Annotated in this window: 7 protein-coding genes and 5 pseudogenes; 4 read left to right on the top strand and 8 right to left on the bottom strand. The window is 39.5% G+C overall.

All coding sequences use genetic code 11. The features are described from left to right. Nucleotides 1-38 precede the first annotated feature (38 nt). The 3 genes and pseudogenes from BSR19_RS04525 to BSR19_RS04515 all read right to left on the bottom strand — a co-directional run. Entirely contained in the window at nt 39-4,838 is a 4,800-nt protein-coding gene (locus BSR19_RS04525) for a glycoside hydrolase family 70 protein (protein WP_060972383.1), read from the bottom strand. A gap of 208 nt (nt 4,839-5,046) precedes the next feature. After that, nucleotides 5,047-5,185 (bottom strand): annotated as a pseudogene (locus BSR19_RS04520) (IS256 family transposase); the annotation flags it as partial. Between the two features lie 156 nt (nt 5,186-5,341). Beyond that, nucleotides 5,342-6,257: pseudogene (locus BSR19_RS04515) on the bottom strand (IS256 family transposase); the annotation flags it as partial. Nucleotides 6,258-6,512: 255 nt separating this feature from the next. Here BSR19_RS04515 and BSR19_RS04510 point away from each other — a divergent pair. Next, nucleotides 6,513-6,776 carry a SemiSWEET family transporter gene (locus BSR19_RS04510; RefSeq protein ID WP_037599404.1) on the top strand — a complete coding sequence of 88 codons (264 nt, stop codon included), beginning with the start codon at nt 6,513-6,515 and terminating at the stop codon, nt 6,774-6,776. Between the two features lie 81 nt (nt 6,777-6,857). Here the strand turns inward: BSR19_RS04510 and BSR19_RS11860 are convergent. Beyond that, nucleotides 6,858-6,923 (bottom strand): annotated as a pseudogene (locus BSR19_RS11860) (DNA-3-methyladenine glycosylase I); the annotation flags it as partial. Nucleotides 6,924-7,165: 242 nt separating this feature from the next. Between BSR19_RS11860 and BSR19_RS04505 the strand changes: the two are divergent. Further along, nucleotides 7,166-8,367, top strand: a pseudogene (locus BSR19_RS04505) (IS110 family RNA-guided transposase). A gap of 209 nt (nt 8,368-8,576) precedes the next feature. On the opposite strand, the gene BSR19_RS04500 reads toward BSR19_RS04505, so the two are convergent. The 4 genes from BSR19_RS04500 to BSR19_RS04485 form a co-directional block, all read right to left on the bottom strand. Beyond that, complete coding sequence (locus BSR19_RS04500; protein WP_156246645.1) at nt 8,577-13,133, bottom strand: glycoside hydrolase family 70 protein; 4,557 nt, start codon at nt 13,131-13,133, stop codon at nt 8,577-8,579. 426 nt (nt 13,134-13,559) lie between these two features. Beyond that, nucleotides 13,560-18,035: a glycoside hydrolase family 70 protein gene (locus BSR19_RS04495; RefSeq protein WP_156246644.1), complete on the bottom strand. Its 4,476-nt coding sequence runs from the start codon at nt 18,033-18,035 to the stop codon at nt 13,560-13,562. A 266-nt stretch (nt 18,036-18,301) separates the two neighbouring features. Next, complete coding sequence (locus BSR19_RS04490; RefSeq protein ID WP_156246643.1) at nt 18,302-19,324, bottom strand: glycosyltransferase; 1,023 nt, start codon at nt 19,322-19,324, stop codon at nt 18,302-18,304. 33 nt (nt 19,325-19,357) lie between these two features. Next, nucleotides 19,358-20,632 carry a carbohydrate-binding domain-containing protein gene (locus tag BSR19_RS04485; protein ID WP_148512640.1) on the bottom strand — a complete coding sequence of 425 codons (1,275 nt, stop codon included), beginning with the start codon at nt 20,630-20,632 and terminating at the stop codon, nt 19,358-19,360. Between the two features lie 381 nt (nt 20,633-21,013). Here BSR19_RS04485 and BSR19_RS04480 point away from each other — a divergent pair. Both BSR19_RS04480 and BSR19_RS04475 read left to right on the top strand, forming a co-directional pair. Beyond that, a pseudogene (locus tag BSR19_RS04480) lies at nt 21,014-21,793 on the top strand (polyphosphate polymerase domain-containing protein). After that, entirely contained in the window at nt 21,786-22,469 is a 684-nt protein-coding gene (locus BSR19_RS04475) for a DUF4956 domain-containing protein (RefSeq protein ID WP_156246642.1), read from the top strand. The pseudogene BSR19_RS04480 and the gene BSR19_RS04475 overlap by 8 nt, the downstream one beginning before the upstream one ends. The last annotated feature ends 101 nt before the right edge of the window (nt 22,470-22,570 follow it).

Here is a 22,570-nt window from a genome sequence, read left to right as displayed (position 1 = left end):
AACCACAAAAAGTGATTGACTTCTTTCATTCATTAATCTTAATTTGACACGTAGCCTTTTCCTTGAGCGTTAAAGTATACCCATTGCCCTGAAGGAATTTTAACCCAACGATTAATAGCCTTTTCCCCTGTATGAACATCATAGTAAGAGATTGAGCCATCAGGATTCGCAGCTGTTGCACCTTTCACTTGCTTACCAGTTTGGTCAAAGTAAAGGTTTTGGCCGTTGATCGTCTGTTCGCCAACAACAAGTTCACCTTTGGCATCAGCATAGTACCAGTTGTTGTCTCCAGTAGTGAAGAAGGTTGAGACTAACTTATTACCAGTAGCTCCATGGTAGTATGAACGGCTGCCATTCGCATTTGTTGCAAAGTCACCTTTAACCTGTTTACCATCAGTAGCAAAGAAGAGTTTTTGACCGTTAATCACTTGAGCTCCTGTAACGACATTTCCCTTATCATCAGCATAATACCATCTATCATGACCGGTAGTGAAGAAGGTTGATACCAATTTATCACCAGTATTCCAATGGTAGAATGAACGACTACCGTCAGTGTTCGTTACGAAGCCACCCTTAACTTGACGACCATTTGCATCAAAGTAGAGGTGTTGACCATTGATGACCTGAGCACCTGTGACATTACGTCCATGTGAGTCTGCATAGAACCAGTTGTTGTCCCCAGTAGTATAGAAGCCTGGTGTATGTGCCTTAGTCACAACACCCTTAGCATCGATATTAAAGGTTTGACCATTAACTACTAGTGATGTATCCACAAGTTTCACACCTGTAATGGCATCGTAGTATGAAGTCGTACCATCAGGATTGTTCACAAACTCACCTTTAACTTGTTTACCTGACTCATCAAAGTAGAGCTCGTCACCATTGATGGTTTGCGCACCACGAAGAACATCACCTTCGTTATTTGCATAGTAAGTGGCATCACCAACTTGGAAGAAGCGATTCTTAACTTGAACACCTTTTTCATTGAAGTAAAGGTTTTGTTTACCTACCTTAGTAAATCCAGTGGCAACATAGCCCTTATCATTAGCGTAGTACCAGTTACCATCTTGTTCAAAGAAGCCTGAGTACTTACGTTCACCTGAATCGCCACAGAAGAACATCAAGTGGCCGTCTTTTGTAGGAATGAAGATGCCTTTAGCTTGGTAACCATTGTCATAGAAGTATTTTTCCTTACCTTCTACTTCAGTCAAACCAGTAGCCATGATGCCACCTTTGAAGAAGTATTGGTAGAATTTCTCTTCCTTACCACTATCATCTTTAACAGTAACTTCTTTCCAACCAGTTTGAGTCGTCAATTTACCTGACTTACCATAAACCAATGATTGACCTTTGGCATTTTTAATAACACCATCAGTAAACATAACACCATTTGGCAAGAAGAAATAGTTTGAACCGTCGATAGCTTGTTCACCAGTTACAAGGTAACCCTTATCGTTAAAGTAGTACTGTTTGCCATTATATGTCACAAATTGACTCTTAGCTTGAGTACCAGATGTTGTATAATAAGTTACCCCTGTACCATCATAAGCAAATCCAGTTTTAGCTTTTGTATCACCAGTCAAGGCAGCTGGAAGGAAGGTACCTTTATCGTTAACGGTGAAGTACAATTTACCATCGCTGAGAACGTAGTCTGAACCACGTTTTTGGATGTTTGTACCGTTAAAGTACTTAGCTTCCCATTGTTTAATCTTCACAGATGGATCAATTGTCTTACCTGACGCTTCCATAACTTCTTTGAAGATTTCTGGATAAAGTTTTTGAAGTTTGTCGAGGAAGGCCCCACCATACTGTGCTTGGAAATCATTTCCTGATGACTTGGTATTTGTCACATAGAGCTTATTAACCAAGCTAGTATCATCAAGCACCTTACCATGCGTATCTGTACGAGTAGCTGTCACTACTTCTTTACCTGGGAGAGTATACAATTGGTCTGGAACCCAGTCAGCAATGACTTGAATACCTTGTTTGTGAAGAGCCTTGAGGGCATCACGAAGATCTTCTTTTGAACCATATTTATTGTTTTTGCTCATGGCAAAGTCGTAACGGTCTGTGAAGGCATAACCATTTTCAATAATAGAATCAAGGAAAGTGCCATCCTTAGATGAGACATATTGAGGTGCAATCTCAAATGACGTAATACCCCATGACTTGAAGAGGTCTGCGTTAGCTGCAATCAATTTGTTAGTATATTGACTATCCTCTTTGACAAAGTCTTGGAAGTTTGAGAAACCTTCGTAAATCACTTGTGCTTCAAGTGCTGCAGAAGAGCTATAAACCTTATCCCCTTCTTTGTAGGCTTTTGTTGATGGTTTGGCAAGAACGTTTTGATCGTCAGTCGCACCTACTGGTACCCAAACTGAAAGGTAACCACTCATATCAACAGTCTTAAAGCCTTTGATTTCATCAGCTGTGAAGACAAGATTTCCTTGTGCATCTGTGTATTTAACAATCTTAGTATCTGAATCATTCAATGAGGACACGATACCTTTATCCGTACCAAGCAAGAGTGGACGGTAGGCTTGGTTCTTGTGGGCTGCACCCATATTTACAGTAATTGTTTCACCATCTGCTAATTTCAAATCTGGGTTATTAGCAATGAGGGTCAACATACCAGAATTACGACCGTATTTTCCACCTTCTGTATCAGTCTTAGACATCAAATCTTGACCATAACGGACAGAAACCAAAACTTCTTTATTGTCTTTAGCAGACGATACGCCATCTCCAGCAAGATTGTGGATATAAGATGTTTGTCCACCAGCTACATATTTAGGACGCGCTTTAAGAAGAGTTGTGATTTGATCAAAGTATGGTGATTTCTTAGCCATGTACTGACCATTATCAGTATACAAGTCTCCATAATAAACACGTGTTGCTGCACCCATTGTTTGAAGCATCAAAGCATAAGCTCCAGGAATATTTGAATGCGTATATTCCTTATCCACTTTCAACATATCAGCATTATAAATGTCAAAAGCTTGTTTCAATTGATCTAATGTAAAAGTAAATCCATCTGTTGTAGGATCAATTTTTTTGCTGATAATGTCTGCGATAACCGTTTGAACTTCTGAGTCGTGTGCACGAACAAAGAGATAGGTTGCAAAACCAAGTTGATCATATGATGTAACTTCCGCACGGTTTGAAAGACCGAAATAACCACCGTTAATAAGGTCCTTCATTGATGCATTACGAGCACCTGTACCTTTATTAGTTACTGGACGAGTCAATCCATGAACAATAGACAAACGGAGACCATTATCCATAGAAAGGGCAGCTGTATTATGTTCGTCCACATAATATGGGTCGTTTTGAGACCAAGCTTCAAGAATTGAGATATTAGCAAGGGCACGTGCTTCAGACTCATTGACCTTGTAAGCAGCCTTCATGTATGAAGACACTAATTGAAGCATATCGATGCTGACATTGTCCACAGCATCAACACGGATACCATCAAAGTGAGCATCTTTGTCCTTGTCACCAAAGACGATTTGTCCCCAGTTCATGAAGTAATACAATTGGTTAAGCATTTCAGCTTGCACAATTGGGTTTGAGTTGTCGATATCGCTTGATAGCAAGAACTCATAACCAGCATCACTACCACTCTTGATCTTATCGTTTGCCAAACGACTTGTTGCCGTTTGGTCAAGTTTACGGTAGTCTGAGTTAGCCCACTTCGTTAAATCACTATTAACAAAGAGGAGAGCCCCTTTTTGGAAGTGTTCTTTACCTGGAGATTCAGAGTTAATGTCCCATTTATCTTGGTCTTTAACAAAGGCCTCGATTGACTGACGCAACCAGTCTGTTGACTTATTAGCAGCAATCTTAACCTCAATCTTACGTTGAATGATTTGAGCAGCGGCATTCAAGCTAGCTTGAGAATTTTCAATCGTAAAGACATCTTTTGTTTCTTCACCATTGCTAAGAGCCTTAGTCATGTAGTTCAAGTAAGCTACTTGAGTATCCTTATCAGGCCACCAAGACATCAAAAGTGGGCGAAAATCTTTTTCAGTTGACGCTTTCCAAGTTGTTCCTGCTTCAAGGATTTCTTTTGGACGGTACCAACTATCAGCTGTCAAATAACCATCAACAAGTTCAAAGCTTGCTTTTGTTGAATCGTAAGCAGCATTGTTTTTAGTAAAATCAGTGACAAGATTTGTTGTTTCTTGTGTGAATGAATAAGTTGATGTGCTTGAAAGGACACCATTCTCATCAAAATAAAGGACCTGACCATTTACAGTAATGGCAAAGTTTTTCTTATGTGATCCATCTTCTAAAAGATAGTAATATTTACCATCTTTTTCTTTTTTAATATTATCGAGTGAGACTGCAGCTTTAATTTCAGCTTCAGAAAGCTCTTTAGACTTCTCAGTCGTTGGAGCGGCTACTCCAGCATTTGCAGCTACTTCAGATGTTGTAGCTGTTTCTGGTTTAGCGGCTACTTCTGGCTTAGCAGTCGTTTCAGGTTTGGCTTCAACCTCTACTGCTGCAGCTCTATCACTAGTTGCTCCTGAATTTGGTTGAACTGTCGTTTCAGCTGGTTTATCAGCAGTAACTGCTGCTCGGTCTGTTGTTGTGGCATTTGAAGTATTTGCCACCTCTGTTGTTGTGCCTACCTCTTTTTCAACCACAGGATTTGTATTTTCCCCGACTGTAGTTGTTGAAGGTGATCCATTAGTATTATTTATTTCTTCTGCCGAAACAAGTGAAGACGTGGTAACACTAGCACCAACAATGGTAGCCAAGGCTACTGAAGCAACCGCTAAAGTAACCCATTGCTTCTTCACTTTGTGCAGTTTATAGCGTACTTTATTTTCCATATTCAATTTTTCCCCAATATATTTTTTGTCTAAAAATCTACACCTTAAAGACTCATTCATTATATCATTTTTTAGCGCCAAAAAAACTTGATAAATCTTATTTTAACGAGTTTTTTACTATCTTAATGAAAGATTAAATAATTGTCATGTAATCGAATTGGATACTGTCAATAATTTTGTGTAAACACTCAAGTAGAGTTGAAGAATGTTAATCAAATAAGCTTTCAAGTGTGTCAGCACATTGGCCAAACCCTTTGTGGATACGTTGACTTTGCTTGAAATTATAATTTTCAAACAAAGTAACTAAATAACGTTCCAGAGCCTCCTCGTTAGGAGAGTGGGACAGAAATCGGTAATTCGTTAGAAGTCGATTTCGTCGTCACACCTCCGCACAGTTGAGTAGGGCTGTAAAAACTGATGAAATCAGCGTAGTAGAGCCCACTCAACCACTGCGTCTTGCTCGACAATCCAAAGACAATTAAGAGGCTAGGACTATTGTCCCAGCCTCGTTTGACGTTTGATTTCTTTGTTAAGAGACTCAATGAGGTTTGTCGAATAAATGCTGTGCCAAATCTGGTAGGGAAACTGATAAAAAGTTAAAAGATTATCCGTATTCTCCAGACTTTCCATGACTTTCCTATACTTTGGTTTCCATTCAGCGATAAAGTCCTCCAAAGCTAGGACTGCTATTTCTAAATTTTCAGTACGATAAATCGTTTTAAATTGCTTCAAAATAACCGCTCTATCTGCTCGTTTCACTTTACTAGCTAGATTTCGACTAATATGAATTAAGCAACGTTGTTGTTTAGCTAATGGGTAAGCCTGACTGATCATCTGCTCAAGCCCCTTGAAGCAATCGGTCGCTACATGAGAAACCTGTTGAATGCCTTGTTTTTGAAGCTTATCTAACAGGGTGGACCATGAATCATTGTTTTCATTTGGGGCGATTTCATATCCAAGAACAACCTTCTGTCCTTCTGGTGTAATGCCAAGTGCGATATGAATACATTCTTTATTAACGGCTCCACGTCTTAATGGAAGATAGGTTCCATCAAGAAATAAAACAGAGTAATTGGCTTCTAAGCTTCTCTCATGAAAAGCAGAGACATTCTCCTGAGTTGTTTTTGAGATATTAGAAATTGTGGCAGGACTATAGTGATGACCATCCATTCGCTCGATGATGTCGCTAATTTCTCGAGTCGTTACGCTGGTTTGATAGAGTTTGATAACCATCTCTTCCAAGTGGTCATCTCGACGTCCATAAGAGGGGATCAAAGCTGGACTAAAGTTTCCATTACGACTATTACCAGAATTATAGCCTACTTTATCGTAAGGCTCATACCCTAAAAGGGCTGACAATTCTGCTTGAAGCGGATCATTCATCGCCGTTTCAAGAGAAGTACGGAAAAATTCATCAATATCTTGCTTTTGGGCTAAGAAGTTAAGTAGTTCTGTGCTAAACTGAGTCATAGGAATAAATCTCTTTCTAGTAATGTTTCGCAACTCTACTATAACGGATTTATTCCTTTTTGTGTTTACAGAACATATTGTATACTATCCTCTGCAAAATATAGATATAAACATTTTATTCTATTTTGTACAGAAAATAACAACAAATGACCATATTCCTTGCCTATTTTCAATCATTTTGATACTCTACAATTGGAGGTATATATGACTAAACAAAAAATAAATCAAATTGTCGGTTCCATTGGGGCCTTTATCGGGATTATTGTATTTATCGCCTACATCCCACAAATTTTTGCCAATTTACAAGGCAACAAAGCTCAACCATTCCAGCCTTTATCCGCAGCAGTATCTTGTTTAATTTGGGTTCTTTATGGATGGACAAAAGAACCCAAGAAAGATTGGATACTAATTATTCCAAACTCAGCTGGTGTGATTTTGGGTGGACTCACTTTTTTGACTTCACTTTAACAAATTTAATAGTATGTATAAAAAGCTGAGATGAGTTTCTCAGCTTTTTCTCTATTCTCAGATAATTAAACGCTGCACTCACTAACTTCCGCTTTTCCATTCACAATCATTCTCATGGTCATCAACTAGACCTGCCGCCTGTAGAAAACATACTAAGATTAGTAGTGAAGAAATCTCCGACGGGAGTGAGTACTCACTACTTTTTCTTTGTGTTAAAGTAGAGGTGTCTTGTGAAGTCGTGGCTTCTTTTGGCGCTAGACGCCGTAAAAAAACTGGCAAGACACCTGTTTTAGATGGAATTTTATCAAAGTATGTTGGACGCTAGACGTCGAGTATTGAAAATGAAATCACTAAAATAAGGAATCATTCAAGACAAAGAGGTAAACATAATGCGGACAGTTTTTGGAATTGATGTGAGTAAAGCAAGCTCAGAAGTCGCTATTCTTGTGAATGGTGAAAGGGTTCATGGCTATACTATGTCTAATGACATTATCGGATTTTCTCGTCTACTGAAGGACTAAAGACCGTGAGAAACCCCGAAATTATTTTCGAAGCTAATGGTGTCTACTCTTGTCGACTTCAGGCTTTTCTAGAAGAAAACAGCTATGACTATACACGTCTTAATCCTTTGGAAGCTAAAAAGCAACTTGACAGCTTACGAGTCCGGAAAACCGATAAAATTGACGCAGGGAAACTAGCTTCGTCACAATTCGTTTTAAACCGTAAGCCAATTTATGTTCAAGAAAAAGTCTATCAAAACTTGCATGATCTTAGCCGGTTCTACCAAAATCTGACAGAGGATATCGTAAGGACGAAGAATAGGCTGCACAAAGTTCTTCAAGTCGCCTTCCCAGAAATCGAGATTCTACTATCTACTCCTGCAGGTGAGCAATATTAGAATCTCGTGTCCATCTTCCCAACAAAGCATTAGGTGCTGGAATTATCGGAAGTTGAGTTGAAAGAGACTATTCGCCAGTCAACCTCTAAACGCATTTCAGAGAACAGAGTAGGTAACTTGGCTGAGAAGCTAGTTGGACTGGTAAAGCAATCTTATTCTGCCATTTCAAAAACCTCTCCTATAATAGAAGAGGTTAAGTATAATGCACAGAAACTTATAAGGTTGACAAGCCGTCGAGAACAAGTTTTAGAACAGTTGATAGAGTTAGCTAAACCTCTACCTGAATATGTGATTCTTCTCTCTATTCCTGGCATCGCAGAGACAACGGGTACAAGCGTTATTGGCGAATTAGGAGACATTCGTCGCTTTACGTCTGCTAATCAAATCAACGCTTTTATCGGTATTGATCTCAAACACTATGAGTCGGGAGATTTCCTAGGTCAAGAGCATATTACTAAGCGTGGGAATCCTTGTGCAAGAAAAATTCTGTACAAATCTATTCGCAATATCGCTTCAGCTAGCCATACCAATCCTTGTCATATCGCAGATTTCTATGAGAAACGAAACAGACAATCGACAATAGCTTCAACTAAGCCACATACGATTTCCTCTATACATCGTCTCATTCGAACAATGTATTACCTCATTACGCATAACAAACTTTACGATTACTCTTTGACCCAAAATCGATAAGGCTGTCTATGCCGTATTATGGTAACACCTTGTTTCAAAAAATACCAGATGAGGTGTTTTTTTAGCATGCCCATTTATGGATCAAAAAGTGTTAAAAATAAGACAGTAACCTCAGAATAGCCACTATCTTATCTCTTTTTTTACTTAAAGCCTTGATAGACTTGGCAAATGGTAGAAAAAGAGAACCGAAGTTCTCCTTTTTAAATCAATTAGTTTAGCACTCTAGGTGGGTAAGCAAGACCATTCTTATCAAAGTAAACGTAAACTCCTGGTTGAATTTCTACCCATGTGCTAACAGCTCTCTTACCACTATCACCATAGTAATAGCTGATTCGACCATTGCCAGCACTTACTGTTTGCCCTTTTACTTGTTTACCATCTTTAGCAAAGTAATAAGTATCGTCACCAATTTTAACTTCACCAGTCACTGACTTACCATTAGCACCGATATAGTACCAATTGTTGTCTCCTGTTGTGAAGAACTCATTAGTCAAGCGTTCACCTGTTGCAGCATCATACTTGCTATAAGTACCATCTGCATTCTTAACAATACCACCCTTAACTTGGCTTCCGTCTGCATTAAAGTAGAGGTGTTGTCCATTGATAACTTGAGCACCTGTAACAGTCTTACCATTAGCGCCTGCATAGTACCAAACATTGCCATCAGTTGTGAAGAATTCGTTAGTCACTAGCTCTCCAGAACCTTCTTTGTACTTACTATAAGTACCATCTGCATTCTTAACAACGCCACCTTTAACTTGACTTCCATCTTCATTAAAGTAAAGTTTTTGACCATTGATAACTTGAGCACCTGTAGCGGCAACACCATTTTCATCGAAGTGGTACCATTTACCATCGATGTTCCTCCAAGTGTTCTTGATAGCATTACCAGTATGAGCTTCGAAGTAATAAGTCTTACCTTTATAGGTTGCTAACTTATCTTTAGTTTGGAAACCATCTTCACCAAAGTATTGTGTGGAACCATCGATAACAGTAAGACCTTTAGCCATGACACCTTCATTAGTGAAGTAACGGAATTTCACAACCTTAGATTCATTACCATCTTTATCAGTTTCAGTTACATCAAATTTAGTGTAACCACCCTTGTACATTTGACCTTTATAGTTATAAAGGTAAGTATTACCGTTAGCATCAACATAGAAGGCATTGCTCAACATGATACCATTTGGCAAGAAACGATAAACATCTTTACCATTTGGTGAGTATTCACCATTTGTAACCATGTGACCACGTGCATCAAAGTAATAGGTATTTCCATTGAAAGTAACAAAGGCAGATTTAGCTTGATTACCACTTGTACCGAAGTAAGTGATTCCCTTACCATCATTTGAGAACCCAGTAACAGCCTTTTCATTTCCTGTCAATTGAAGAGGAATGAAGTTACCTTCTTTAGTGACAGTGAAATATTTACCAGTTGCTTCATCGCTAAGTACATAGCCAACACCGCGGTCAAGAACGTTTGTTCCGTTGAAGTATTTAGCCTTCCATTGTTTCAATTTAACAGAATCATCAATTGGTTTACCAGTTGAGATCATGTTTTCCGTGAACATTTTAGGGTACTTAGCTTTAAGTTCAGCTAAGAATTCGCCACCATATTGAGCTTGGTAATCCCTACCTGATGACTTAGAGTTAGCTACATAAAGTGAGTGATCAATGATAGCATCTGCAATCTTACGTCCTGCACCGTCAGTACGAGTCGCTGTTACGACTTCTTTACCTGGCAATTGGTAAATTTGGTCTGGAACCCAGTCAGCGATTGCTTGGATACCCGCTTTGTGAAGGGCTTTAAGAGCATCACGAAGATCTTCTTTAGAACCATATTTATTGTTCTTACTCATGGCAAGATCATAACGATCTGCAAAGGCATAACCATTTTGGATAACTGAGTCAAGGAAGGTACCGTCATCGGCAGATACAAATTGTGGTGCCATTTCAAATGATGTTACGCCCCATGATTTGAACAAATCAACATTTTCAGCAATCTTACGGTTAGTATAGACTGAAGGATCTGAACCATCCGGGATAGTTTGGAAGTTTGAGAATCCTTCGTAGATCAATTGTGAATCATAAGCCTCAGTCGCTTTAAGGGTCAATTCGCCTTCTTTTTTAGCTTCTGTTGAAGGTGCTACACGGATATCTTGATCATCTGAAGCTCCGACTGGAACCCAAACTGCTACGAAACCTGACATATCAAATGTTTCATAACCCTTGATGTCATTAGCGCCGAAAGTCAAGACACCATTGCTGTCTGTTTCTTTCACGTAACCTGCTGCGATTGCCTCTGCATCAGATGTAAAGTTCTTGATACCATCAGCTGTACCAACAATCAAAGCACGGTATTTCTGGTTGGCATGGATTTTACCCATTTCAACATTAAGTTTAGCTGACTCATGCAAAGTCAATTTTGGATTATTCACTACAAGAGTTACCTGACCAGAGGTACGGCTGTATTTAGAACCTTCTGTATCGTCAGCTGTCATGATGTCTTTACCATAACGTACTGAAGTGTAGACTTCACTTGTGCGGTAAAGTTCAACATCTGAATTGTCCATCTTACCATCAGTTGGCAACCAGTAAGAACGTTGCGCTTGTCCACCAGATACATACTTGATACGGTTCTTCATCAAGTTAACGATGGTGTCGTGATATGGTGATTTAGTTTCCATATAGTGACCGTCATCTGTATAAAGGTCTCCATAGTAGACACGAGTGATCGTTTCCATGTTCTGCAACATTACAGCATAAGCTGCAGGGATGTTATTCAAGGTATATTTCTTATTGCTGCTGAGCATGTCTTTGTTGTAAATTTCAAATGCTTGCTTCATTTCAGAATCAGAGATAGTGAAACCATCTGATTTTTTATTGATTTCTTTCTTAATGATTTCAGCAATAATATCTTGAACGTTGTTATCATGGGCACGGATAAAGACGTAGTTTCCTGACGCGTCTCCGTATTTCTCATTGTATTTACCAATTGTAGACTGTTTAGCTGTACCGTCTTCGTTGTAGGCAGTGCTTCCATCTTTGTTAATCCAGTCAGTCTTAAAATCGCGTTGAGTCGTATTGAAAGTATTGTTATACAAAGGACTTACAGCTGGTGTACGATCCTTAATTGGTTTAGCCAATGAGAAAAGGAGGGCCAAACGTTGTTTATTTTCCATGGCAAGCGCAGCACCATCAGTCTTGTCATTGTAATGGTTGTCGTTAAGACTCCACGCTTCAAGAACTGAGATATGAGCAAGAGCTTGCGCCTCAGATTTATTTACACCATAGTACTCACGGAAATAGTTTGTGTAGAGTTGAAGCATGTCAGCATTGACATTATCTACCGCATCGACACGGATACCATCGAAGTTAGCATCCTTGTCACCCATAACAATTGAACCCCAGTTCATAAGGTAGTGAATTTGGTTCAATTGTTCCGCTTGAACAACTGGGTTAGATAAGTCTACGTCATTAGCAAGCAAGAAGTCGAAGCCACCCATGTGGTTTGGGTCAGACTGCTCATCAAGAACTGACTTATTAATCGTACCAGTCTGGTTAGTAGCCGTACGGTTCAAAAGACGATAGTTAGAATTTGCCCATGGTGTACGTGAGTCATTCACATAAAGAAGGGCTCCACCTTGAAGGTGATCCTCTCCTCCACCTTTTGAATAGTTTTCAGTTTCTTTGTCCCACTGTGGTTGTGTCTTAACAAAGGCAGAGATAGTTTCACGCAACCATTGTGTTGATTTTTCAGCCTGAATCTTTTGTTCAATCTTAACTTGGATATCCTTAGCAGCACGATTTAAGTCTGCTTGCTTATCTGTGCTTGTGTACTTAGCCTCCAAGTTGAAGACTTTAGACATGTAGTTCAAGTAATTAACTTGCGTATCTACATTTGGCCACCAAGCCATCAAAAGTGGACGGAAATCTTCTGCAGTTGATGCTTGCCAAGTCACACCATCTTTGATGATAGAAACTGGACGGTACCAGCTATCAGCAGTCAAATAACCATTAATCAATTCAAAACTTGCTTCAGATGAATCGTAGGCACGGTTATTGATTGAGAAACCATCAACAATATTTGTTGTTCCAGGTGTGAAAGAGTGTGTTGATGAACTTGTAAGGGCGCCATCTTTGCCGAAGTAAAGCAATTGACCATTTACAGTAATGGCAAAGTTTTCTTTGTGTGAACCATCTTCATTAACATAGTAATATTTACCATCAGTGTATTTGATGTTTTTCAAAGAAAGTGCTGCTTCCACTTCTGAATCTTTCAAAGCAGCTTGAGGAGCTTTAACTTCTGTATTGACGACTTCAGCCTTGACGGTAGCTGGCTGTTCTTCTGCTTTTTCAGTTGTAACAGCTGGTGCATCTGTTGTCACAACTGCTTCTTTATTTGGAACAGCTGCCACTGCTACATCAGCAGTTGTTGCTGTTGTAGCTGCTTCAGCTGTTGCTTGTGTGTTCGTTGTAGTTGCTGTTTCGGCAGCATTTGTTTCTTTAGCAGGCGTTAAAACATCTGCTTCTTTTGTATTTGTACGTTTATCGACTTCTTTGGTTGCTTCTGTAGAAGTAACTAAGTCGGCTGTTGTATCTGAATTTGGTTGAGTTACTGTCTTAACTTGAGTTTCATCCGCTGAAACTGAAGATGTTGTTGCAGACAATCCTCCTACGACAGTAGCAAGTGCTGCAGAGGCAACTGCAATTGTAACCCATTGCTTCTTAACTTTATGAAGCTTATAGTGTACCTTATTTTCCATTATAATTTTCCCCGTGATTTTATTTGTCAAAATCAGACTGAAATCTATCCGATTTCAAACAATTACATTATATCATTATTTTCTAACTATTTCTCGAATTAATTGTTTTTTTATAAAATATATGTAACATAATATTAATATTAGAAAATTTTTGTAATAAGCCTGTTTCATAGGTTTTCAATTCTCATTTTTATATCATTTGATAACTGAAACTATTTTTTTAGAAAATGTCTAGAACACTTGATTTAATAACATTTGTAGCCTTTCTGACTCAAAATTGATATTTGTCAGATTTTTTTCTTTAAGGAGCAAAAAAAGGTGAAATTTCTTTAAACGATTCTCGTTTTCAAGAAATTTCACCTATAAATTCATGTCAAATCATATCGTTTTTCCCTTAATCTCTCAGATTAAGATTAGATTGATTGATTATTTATCGAAATCAGCATAACCATTTTCATCGAAGAAGACAGTCTTACCGTCTTGGAAAGTGATCCATGTGTTTGTCACACGTTCGCCAAGAACTGATTCGTAGTATTCTACTCCTTTTGGTGTGCTGATTGGGCTACCTTTAACTTGGCGTCCCAATTTATCAAAGTAATATTCTTTACCATCGATATTTTGGCGTCCTGTTACAGCCTTACCGTCTTTGAAGTAGTACCAAACATTGTTACCAGTTGTCAAGAAACGGTTATTGAGACGCTCACCTGAATCTTTATCATAGTAAGAGAGTGATCCGTCAGCATTCTTAACAAAGTCACCTTTGACTTGACTACCATCTTCTTTGAAGTAATAGTTTTTACCACCAACACTATAGGCACCTGTCACGATTTCACCATTATCTTTGGCATAGTACCATGTCTTACCACCATCAAGAGTGAAGAAATCAGATTTAACTTGGCTACCATCAGCATTGAAGTAATAGTTAAGGTGGTCAATCGTTTGACGACCTGTGGCGAGGTTACCATCCTTATCAGCATGGTACCATTTACCGTTCACTTCGAAGAACTTGTCTTTTACTTTATAACCGTTATCTACAGTGTAGTAGCTGATCTTACCGTTTTCAGTAACAAAATCACCTTTAACTTGGGCACCATTTGCATGGAAGTAGTATTCGTGACCGTCCAAAGTAAGGGCACCTGTCACATTCTTACCAGCTGCATCACGGTAGAACCATGTTGAGCCATCCGTTGTGTAGAATTCACCCTTCTTAGCTTGTGCATAGCCTTGATCGTTGAATTCATACCAGATACCATCGATTTCTGCCCAACGATTTGTATAGGCATTACCTGAATTTTTATCGAAGAAGTAGAGTTTCCCATCTGGAGTCACATACTTAGTGCCTTTAGCTTGGAAGCCATTTTCATCAAAGTATTGTAATCCTCCACCAGCATAAGTCAAGCCAACTGCCATTTCTCCAGTTGATGAGAAATAACGGAATTTAGCTTCTGTTTCTGAAGTACCTTCTTTCGGTACATCGAATACAAAGTAACCATCTTTGTACTGCTCACCAAAGCTACCAAAGTAATAATATTTACCATCCTGTTGATAAATAGAATCACGAAGCTGGATACCGTTTGGCAAGAAGAAATAAGTCTTACCATCGATATCTTGACGACCAGTTAACATATAACCTTCTTTATCGAAGTAATAGTAATTTCCAGCATATTTAATGAAGGCATTCTTAGCTTGGAAACCACTATTATCAAAGTAGGCCATACCCTTACCATCATAGTAGAAACCTGTCTTACCACCTTGATCTGTCAAAGGTTTTGGCAAGAAGATGCCATTATCAGTAACTTGATAGTAGCGACCAGTAGCATCGTTACTGAGAACATAACGACTACCACGACCAAGGATATTAGTACCATTCATGTACTTAGCAGACCATTGCTTGATTTTAACAGATGGATCAATCTTCTTACCAGTTGATATCATCACATCTTCAAACAACTGTGGATATTTCTTTTGGAGCTCATCAAGGAACTCACCACCATATTGAGCTTGGAAGTCCTTACCTGATGATTTAGAATTTGCAACATATAAAGTGTTATTGATATAAGCATTGGCCTTTGGAGTACCATAACTATTAGCACGTGTTGCTGTTACAACTTCTTGTCCTGGCAATTGGTAAAGTTGATCTGGTACCCAGTCAGCAATTGCTTGAATACCTTGCTTGTGAAGGGCTTTAAGTGCATCACGAAGATCTTCTTTAGAACCGTATTTGTTATTCTTGCTCATGGCAAGGTCATATCGGTCAGTAAAGGCATAACCATTTTGGATAACAGAATCAAGGAAGGTACGGTCATCAGCCGATACAAATTGAGGAGCCATCTCGAATGATGTGATTCCCCATGACTTGAAGAGTTCTGCATTTTCTGCAATCAATTTATTAGTATATTGGCTATCTTTTTCAACAAAATCTTGGAAGTTTGAGAAACCTTCATAGATAACTTGTGAGTCCAATGCTTCAGTAGCAGAAAATGTCTTGTCAAGTTTCTTATCTGAACCTTTAACACGGATATCTTGGTTATCAGGCGCACCTACTGGTACCCAAACACCAAGATAACCTCTCATATCAACAGTTCGATACCCCTTGATTTCATCTCCACTGAAAGTCAAGTTCCCTTCAGCATCAGTGTATTTAATTTTTCCAGCTGCTGCCGCATCATTTTCGTAAGTGACAATTCCCTTATCAGTACCAAGAAGTAATGGACGGTAGGCTTGGTTAGCATGAAGTTTACCCATGTTAACTTTCAAAGTACCATCACCCAGTGAGAAATCCTGATTATTGGCAATAAGTGTCAACATACCAGAATGTTTACTTGTTTCTGCTACACCCGTAGTTTGGTCAGCAGTCATAATATCTTTACCGTAACGAACAGATGACAAGATTTCTTTTCCATTGAACGTGTCGACTTTCATCGATTGTCCACCTGAAACATATTTCATACGGTTCTTCAAGAGCGTTGTGATAGCATCGTAGTAAGGAGACTTGGTAGCCATATATTGGCCGTTATCCGTATAGAGATCTCCATAATAAACACGAGTTACCTGCTCCATATTTTGAAGAATCAAAGCATAGGCAGCTGGAATATTGTTAATAGTATAACGTTTTTCTGCCTTCTTCATATCTTCATTATAGATTTCAAAGGCACGTTTCAATTCAGCATCAGTCATGGTATAACCATCTGATTTTGGATTGATCTCTTTTTGAACAATATCACGAATGATATCTTGAACAAGGTTATCATGAGCACGTGCAAAGATATAGTTAGCTTGTGTATCTCCATACTTACTATTATTTGTACGGTCTGTCAAACTGCTAGTAATCAAATCTTTCAATGAAGAGCCCGATCCATAAAGTGCACCCATAATTGCATAACGAAGGTTATTATCCATGGCAAGGGCTGCACCATCATGTTTTTGATTATAAGCATTATCATTTAAATCCCAAGCTTCAAGGATAGAAATGTGAGCGAGTGCATTGGCTTCAGATTTATCCACACCAAAGGCTGCTCGGAAGTAGTTTGTATAAACTTGGAGAAGGTCAGCATCGACATTGTCAACTGCATCAACACGGATACCATCAAAGTTAGCATCCTTATCACCCATAACAATTGATCCCCAGTTCACAAGATAGTGAATTTGGTTCAACTGCTCAGCTTGCACAACTGGATTTGAGTTATCAACGTCATTGGCAAGTAGGAATTCATAACCACCCAAGTATCTTCCTGTACCATTTAGAGAACCATCTTGGTTACTTGGTGTACGGTTAAGCAAACGGTAATCAGAATTTGCCCAAGGTGTCTTGTCATTATTGACATAAAGAAGAGCTCCCCCTTGAAGGTGGTCAGCAAGGGTATAGTTTTCAGTTGTAGTATTCCACTGGTCTTGTTCTTTTACAAAAGACTCAATTGCTTGACGAAGCCATTCAGTTGATTTTTTAGCTGAAATTTCTTGTTCAATCTTAATTTGAATTGTCTTAGCAGCTGCATTCAATTCAGATTGACTTTGGCTGGTTGAATAAGTTGCGTTAAGGTTAAAGTGTTTAGAGAAAGTATTGAGGTAGGCAACTTGTGTATCTACATCAGGCCACCATGCCATCAAAAGTGGACGAAAGTCTTTCTCAGTTGATACACGCCATTTTTCACCATTTTCCAAAATAGTGACTGGACGATACCAGCTGTTTGGTGTCAAGTATCCATCTACCAACTCGAAGCTTTCTTTCTTAGAATCGTAAGCACGATTATGTGAAGAGAAAGCATCAACTAGATTAGTTGTACCTGGTGTGAACGAGTGTGTTGATGTGCTTGTCAAAGCACCATCTTTACCGAAGTAAAGCAACTGGCCATTAACTGAAACAGCAAAGTTTGTTTTGTATGAACCATCTTCTTTGACATAATAGTATTTACCATCAACTTGTTTGATGTTGTCCAAAGAGAGTGCTGCTGTTTCTTCTTTTTCAGTAACACCAGATTTTGGTTTTTCAGCTACTGTAAGCGTTGTATCTGTCGCTGCTGCAGCTGGTGTTTCTGTTGTCGCACCATTTGCTACTGCTGCACGATCAGTTGTTGCTGGTGTTGCGGTATTAGTAGTTGTATCTGCTGCAGTGGTTGCTGCCGCAGGAGTTTCGACTGTTGCAGTATCAGCAGCCTTGTCAGTTGTTGTTGCTGTCGCATCTGTCGTAGCAGTTGCTGCAGGAGCGGCTACTTCATGCGTTTCGACGACAACATCGCTTTCAGCTGTCGTAGAGGCAACTGGTTGAGTTGTTTCATCAGCTGAAACCTTTTGATTGGCAACTGTAGCGCCACCTACGATAGAGGCAAGTGCTGCCGAAGTGACGGCAATCGTCACCCACTGCTTCTTAACTTTGTGAAGCTTATAATGTACCTTTTTTCCCATTTTAGGTCCTCTTTTCATTTTCCTAGTTTGAATGAAATCTACATAATTCAAACAATTTCATTATAGCATATTTTTTTCAGCCATTTCGAGTCTTTATCAAGTCATTTCAATTTTTAATCATAATGTAAATTGAAAAATATTTTGACAAATATTAAAAACTACCGAATCTAGAAAACGGTAGTCTTTTTCTATTTTTTAGGAAAGTTTTTAGAAGTCACTGATTAAGCTATCTCTATGCAATCAGTTGGCAATTTTCAAGCCAGCTATTAAGCAAAAACCACGTTATGTTGAACCCTGTAACTGACTAAAAAGAGCAAGGTTTCTGTGACCAATTTTGCCAGAACCAGTCCCAAACCAATGGCAACTAGACTACTAAGTAAGAAATAATTACAAGCCAAGAGGACCAGGACCAACATAAAGTAGCGAACACTCGATCTAAAGAGGGAGCTTGTCGGATTGAAGACCACATTAGCGTTTAGTAGACACTGGCTGGAAGCCGAAATCACTCGAGCTAGCACGACCGAAAGGAGGAGATTTTTCGTCAAGGCAAAGAGCACAAATAAGGCGGTTGCATCAATGACTGAGGCCAAGACAGCCGTGCCAGAGAACTTTAAAAAAGGGCTGTAAATACGGATGGAATCACGAATGGGCCGAAAGTGCGAGCTTTTATTCTCCTCCAGATAAACGGTCTCGATAGGGACTTCTGAGATTTGGTGACCTGACTTTTTGGCTTCAAGCAACATGTTAAACTCGTACTCAAAACGATTGCCATCTAGATTAAGCAACCATGGAATCAGGTCCGTTGACATGCCTCTAAGCCCCGTCTGGGTATCCGTTATCTTCTGACCTGTTACTAGACGAAAGAGCCCCGCAGTCACTTTATTTCCAAAGCGGCTTCGTGCTGGCACTTTACCAACAAAGGCACGCGCACCCAAGATAAGATGACTTGGATTTTCCTCAGTCGCCTTGGCCACACGGACAATATCCTTAATCAGATGCTGACCATCACTGTCAACTGTTACTATAGGTTGAGCAGACAGATGTTGGCTGACCACTTCTTCTTGGATATAAGCGAAAGCAGTCTTTAAAGCAGCTCCCTTTCCTTTATTAATCGGGTGTTTAAGGACCGTAGCTCCAAAAAGAGCCGTTTCGTCATAAAAGTCGTCATAGCGTGGTCCACTCCCATCATTGACAACAATAATGCGTGATTTAGGGAGTTTTAAAGTAATATCTTGAACCACCTGAATCAGGCGAGTGTCTGGTTCATAAGCTGGAATAATAATATACATAGGCACTTCCTTTCTGTTTCATCCTATGATTCTTTAGTGACCTCCGCTAAAGCCACCTGGTTGCCCACCACCTTGGGGACCACCATCACCTTGAGGGCCACCCCCACCAGGCATTGAGTTTTCAATCTTAGTTTGTTTTTCACCATTGATAGTAATGTCACCACCAGTATAGGTCGCTGAACCATCGAAGTCAAAGCCAGATTGACCAGTCAAATTAATCGTTCCCCCCGATACAATAATATCGCCGTTGGAATCGATTGGATCTGTATCTCCCTCACCGACCTCAACATTTAGGGTTCCGCCAGTCATCTTGAAGAAAATCTCACTTTGACTGGCATTACTATTAGCAGCATTGATACCGTCATCTGTCGCATAGACATCGATATTTCCGCCATTAATAGTCACAGATTTACCTTCAATACCTTCGGTTGATTTTTCAAGTTTGTAAGTACCGCTATCAATAATCAGGTCACCTGAGGCATGAATACCGTCGTCACCAGCCTTGATAGTCATGGTATTATCAGACAGATACATGGTCCCTACTGATGTGTCGTCATCATTGTCGACCTTAACGCCATCTTCTTCCGCTTCAATGGTCATGGTTGTTCCTGTGATATTAAGTTCATCATTGACATTGAAGGCATCACCGACTGAAGTAATCTTGTAGGTACCGCCATTCATATGAAGACTGTCATTTGCTTTAATACCATTGTTTTTCTTGGCATCAATGTTTAGAGTACCTGACCCATTAATGGTCAAATCTCCCTTAGAGAAAATCACGGCATCCGCATCTTCATCACTATTAGAACTTGAATCAGAGAGGGTGCTAGTGGTTCCATCTTTAAGCGTTAGGTAGACATGCCCGGCTTTTGTAGCGTTGATTGGTGCATTTGTATTTGTCATGGTAGCACCATCTAGAACAATATGGACATCATCTGAATCCCCAGCATCTACCTTGATTTGCACACCATCAGATTTTCCAGAAATGACGTAAGTCCCAGCTTTGGAGATGGTTACGGTTGAATCTGATACCATTACGCCATCACCTGAAACATCCGCAGATGAGCCTGATAGCTTAATCTTAGAGGCTGAACTTTCATCATAAGATGTGTCCGAGTCTTTTGAAGTGAAATAGTTGCTATTGTTCTTATTTGTTTTCTTACTAGTCGTTGCTGTTACAGCACTTGTTTTGGAACTTGTAGTCGTCCCAGTTACTTGACTGTTTGATTGGCTACAAGCGGTCATGACTGTTAGAGCAGTCGCACAAGTTAATAAAGTCGTCCATTTTTTTAGTTTTTTTGATTTCATATTTTTTCCTCTCGTGTTCGTTTGGATGATTACAGTTTACGGGACTTACCTAAAACATTTCTAAAGGTTAACTGAAACTTATCTTAAGTTAAGTTTGGTGAAAGTTTGGCTTAGGACTTCTTTCAGAAAAGTTCCATAGACTAATAGGCGGGCAAGTAAGTGCTTTATAAAATAGTACATTTGCCCTTAACTTAATTTTCTACTATAAAAATAAAAGCCAAATCTTAAAGTGAAGGCTTTGAATCTTATCTAATTGAACACGCCTACAACTCGGGGGAAAAAGATGGGCCCTGCTTGGAGATAAACTCCTGCGTCTCGTCCCCCTATTTCCCTGAGAGTTGCTTTACGGCTTTGTATCTTATCTATAAAAGGAGTTTTTTCATGGTTAAACAATTGGAAACACGTTTTAAACGTATTGAAACGAAATATGTGGTCTCAAAGGAAAATCTTGAAGACTTGCTCGCTGATCTTAAGGAGTATTTGGTAGAGGATGATTATCCGACATCTACCATTTCAAATATTTACTTTGATACGGATAATTTTGACGTCATCCAAGATGCCCTAGATGGTAATCACCGTCAAGAGAAAATCCGCATGCGTACCTACCTAGCCAATCCCCAAATTGATAGCAAGGTCTTTCTTGAGGTCAAAGCTAAAGATGAGGAGGGAATCGGTCATAAGTTTCGTCTCGTTTCAACACCGCTTGCCATCACTAACTTGATGACAGACGGTAAGAATCATGGTCAAATCACTGACCGCCAGCTCTTACAGGATATTCACCACTTACGTCAGCGTTATGATGAAGGTCTCAAACCTCGTATGTATATCTACTACGACCGTTTTTCAATGAAAGAAAAAGAGACTATCCAAGGCTATGCCTACAATAAAGTTCGTGTTACCCTTGACCAAAATTTGACTTACCGTGATGAAGACGTCAGTCTCTTCAAGGGAAATCATGGGTTTCCCCTTCTTGATGAAGATACGATTATCATGGAAATCAAGGCACCTGGTCAAAAGCCAGAATGACTTCAAGCTATCTTAGACAAACATGGTTTGGAAGAGCAGAAATTCTCAAAATACAGCTGTGCCTATCATAAGTCTCAAGGTCTAGACTACGGGCCACATCCTGTTCAAGAAAAAGGAGCTGCCGCCTATGTCTAATCTCTTCAATTCTATCTTTAATGATGCAACCGCAACTGCAAGTCCCCTTCAACTCATGCTGGCCTTACTGGTCAGCCTTGTTTTAGGCTTGGCCTTGACCTGGACTTACAAATATCGAACCCTCTACACCAGAGAATTCGCCATCAGTTTGACCTTGCTGCCATGCTTGATGACCCTAGTTATCTTCCTTGTCAATGGTAGTTTGGGGACCTCTATCGCCGTGGCAGGGACCTTTAGTCTCATTCGTTTTCGATCAGCGACTAGTGGTTCCAGGGAGCTAATCGCCGTCTTCATGGCCATGATTATCGGTCTGGCATCTGGGACAGGCTATTTGCTACTGGCCGTCCTCTTCACCGCCTTTCTATTGGCTGTTTGGCTCCTTTTGGAAAATCGTCAAAGTCGTACCGACAACCAACGTCGTAGACTCCTGACCATTAACGTCTCCTACCAAGACTTGATTGATCAAAAAATCACTAAAACCTTGCTCAATTTCACCAGCGAATGTGACTTGATTTCCCTTAACACCACTGGTGGGGGTGAAAGCATGCAACTGGTCTATGAAGTGGACTTGAATCCCCAAGTGGATGACTTCCAATTGACGAACCACCTTATCTCAAGTATTGAAAATTGTGACCTTGCCATAACCAAAAAAGCTAAAAAGAAAAAGAATTTGTAAGATAAAAAGACATCTCCAATTGATTTTTGGAGATGTCTTTTTGCATGTTTTGAGGTTAACATTTTCACTTAGCTATAGCCTATACTTCTATGCCACCAGTA

It is taken from the genome of Streptococcus salivarius (assembly GCF_009738225.1).
In the GTDB taxonomy this organism is placed as follows: Bacteria; Bacillota; Bacilli; order Lactobacillales; family Streptococcaceae; genus Streptococcus.
Note: the sequence above shows the minus strand (reverse complement) of the source record. Positions and strands in the feature narration are given on the sequence as shown.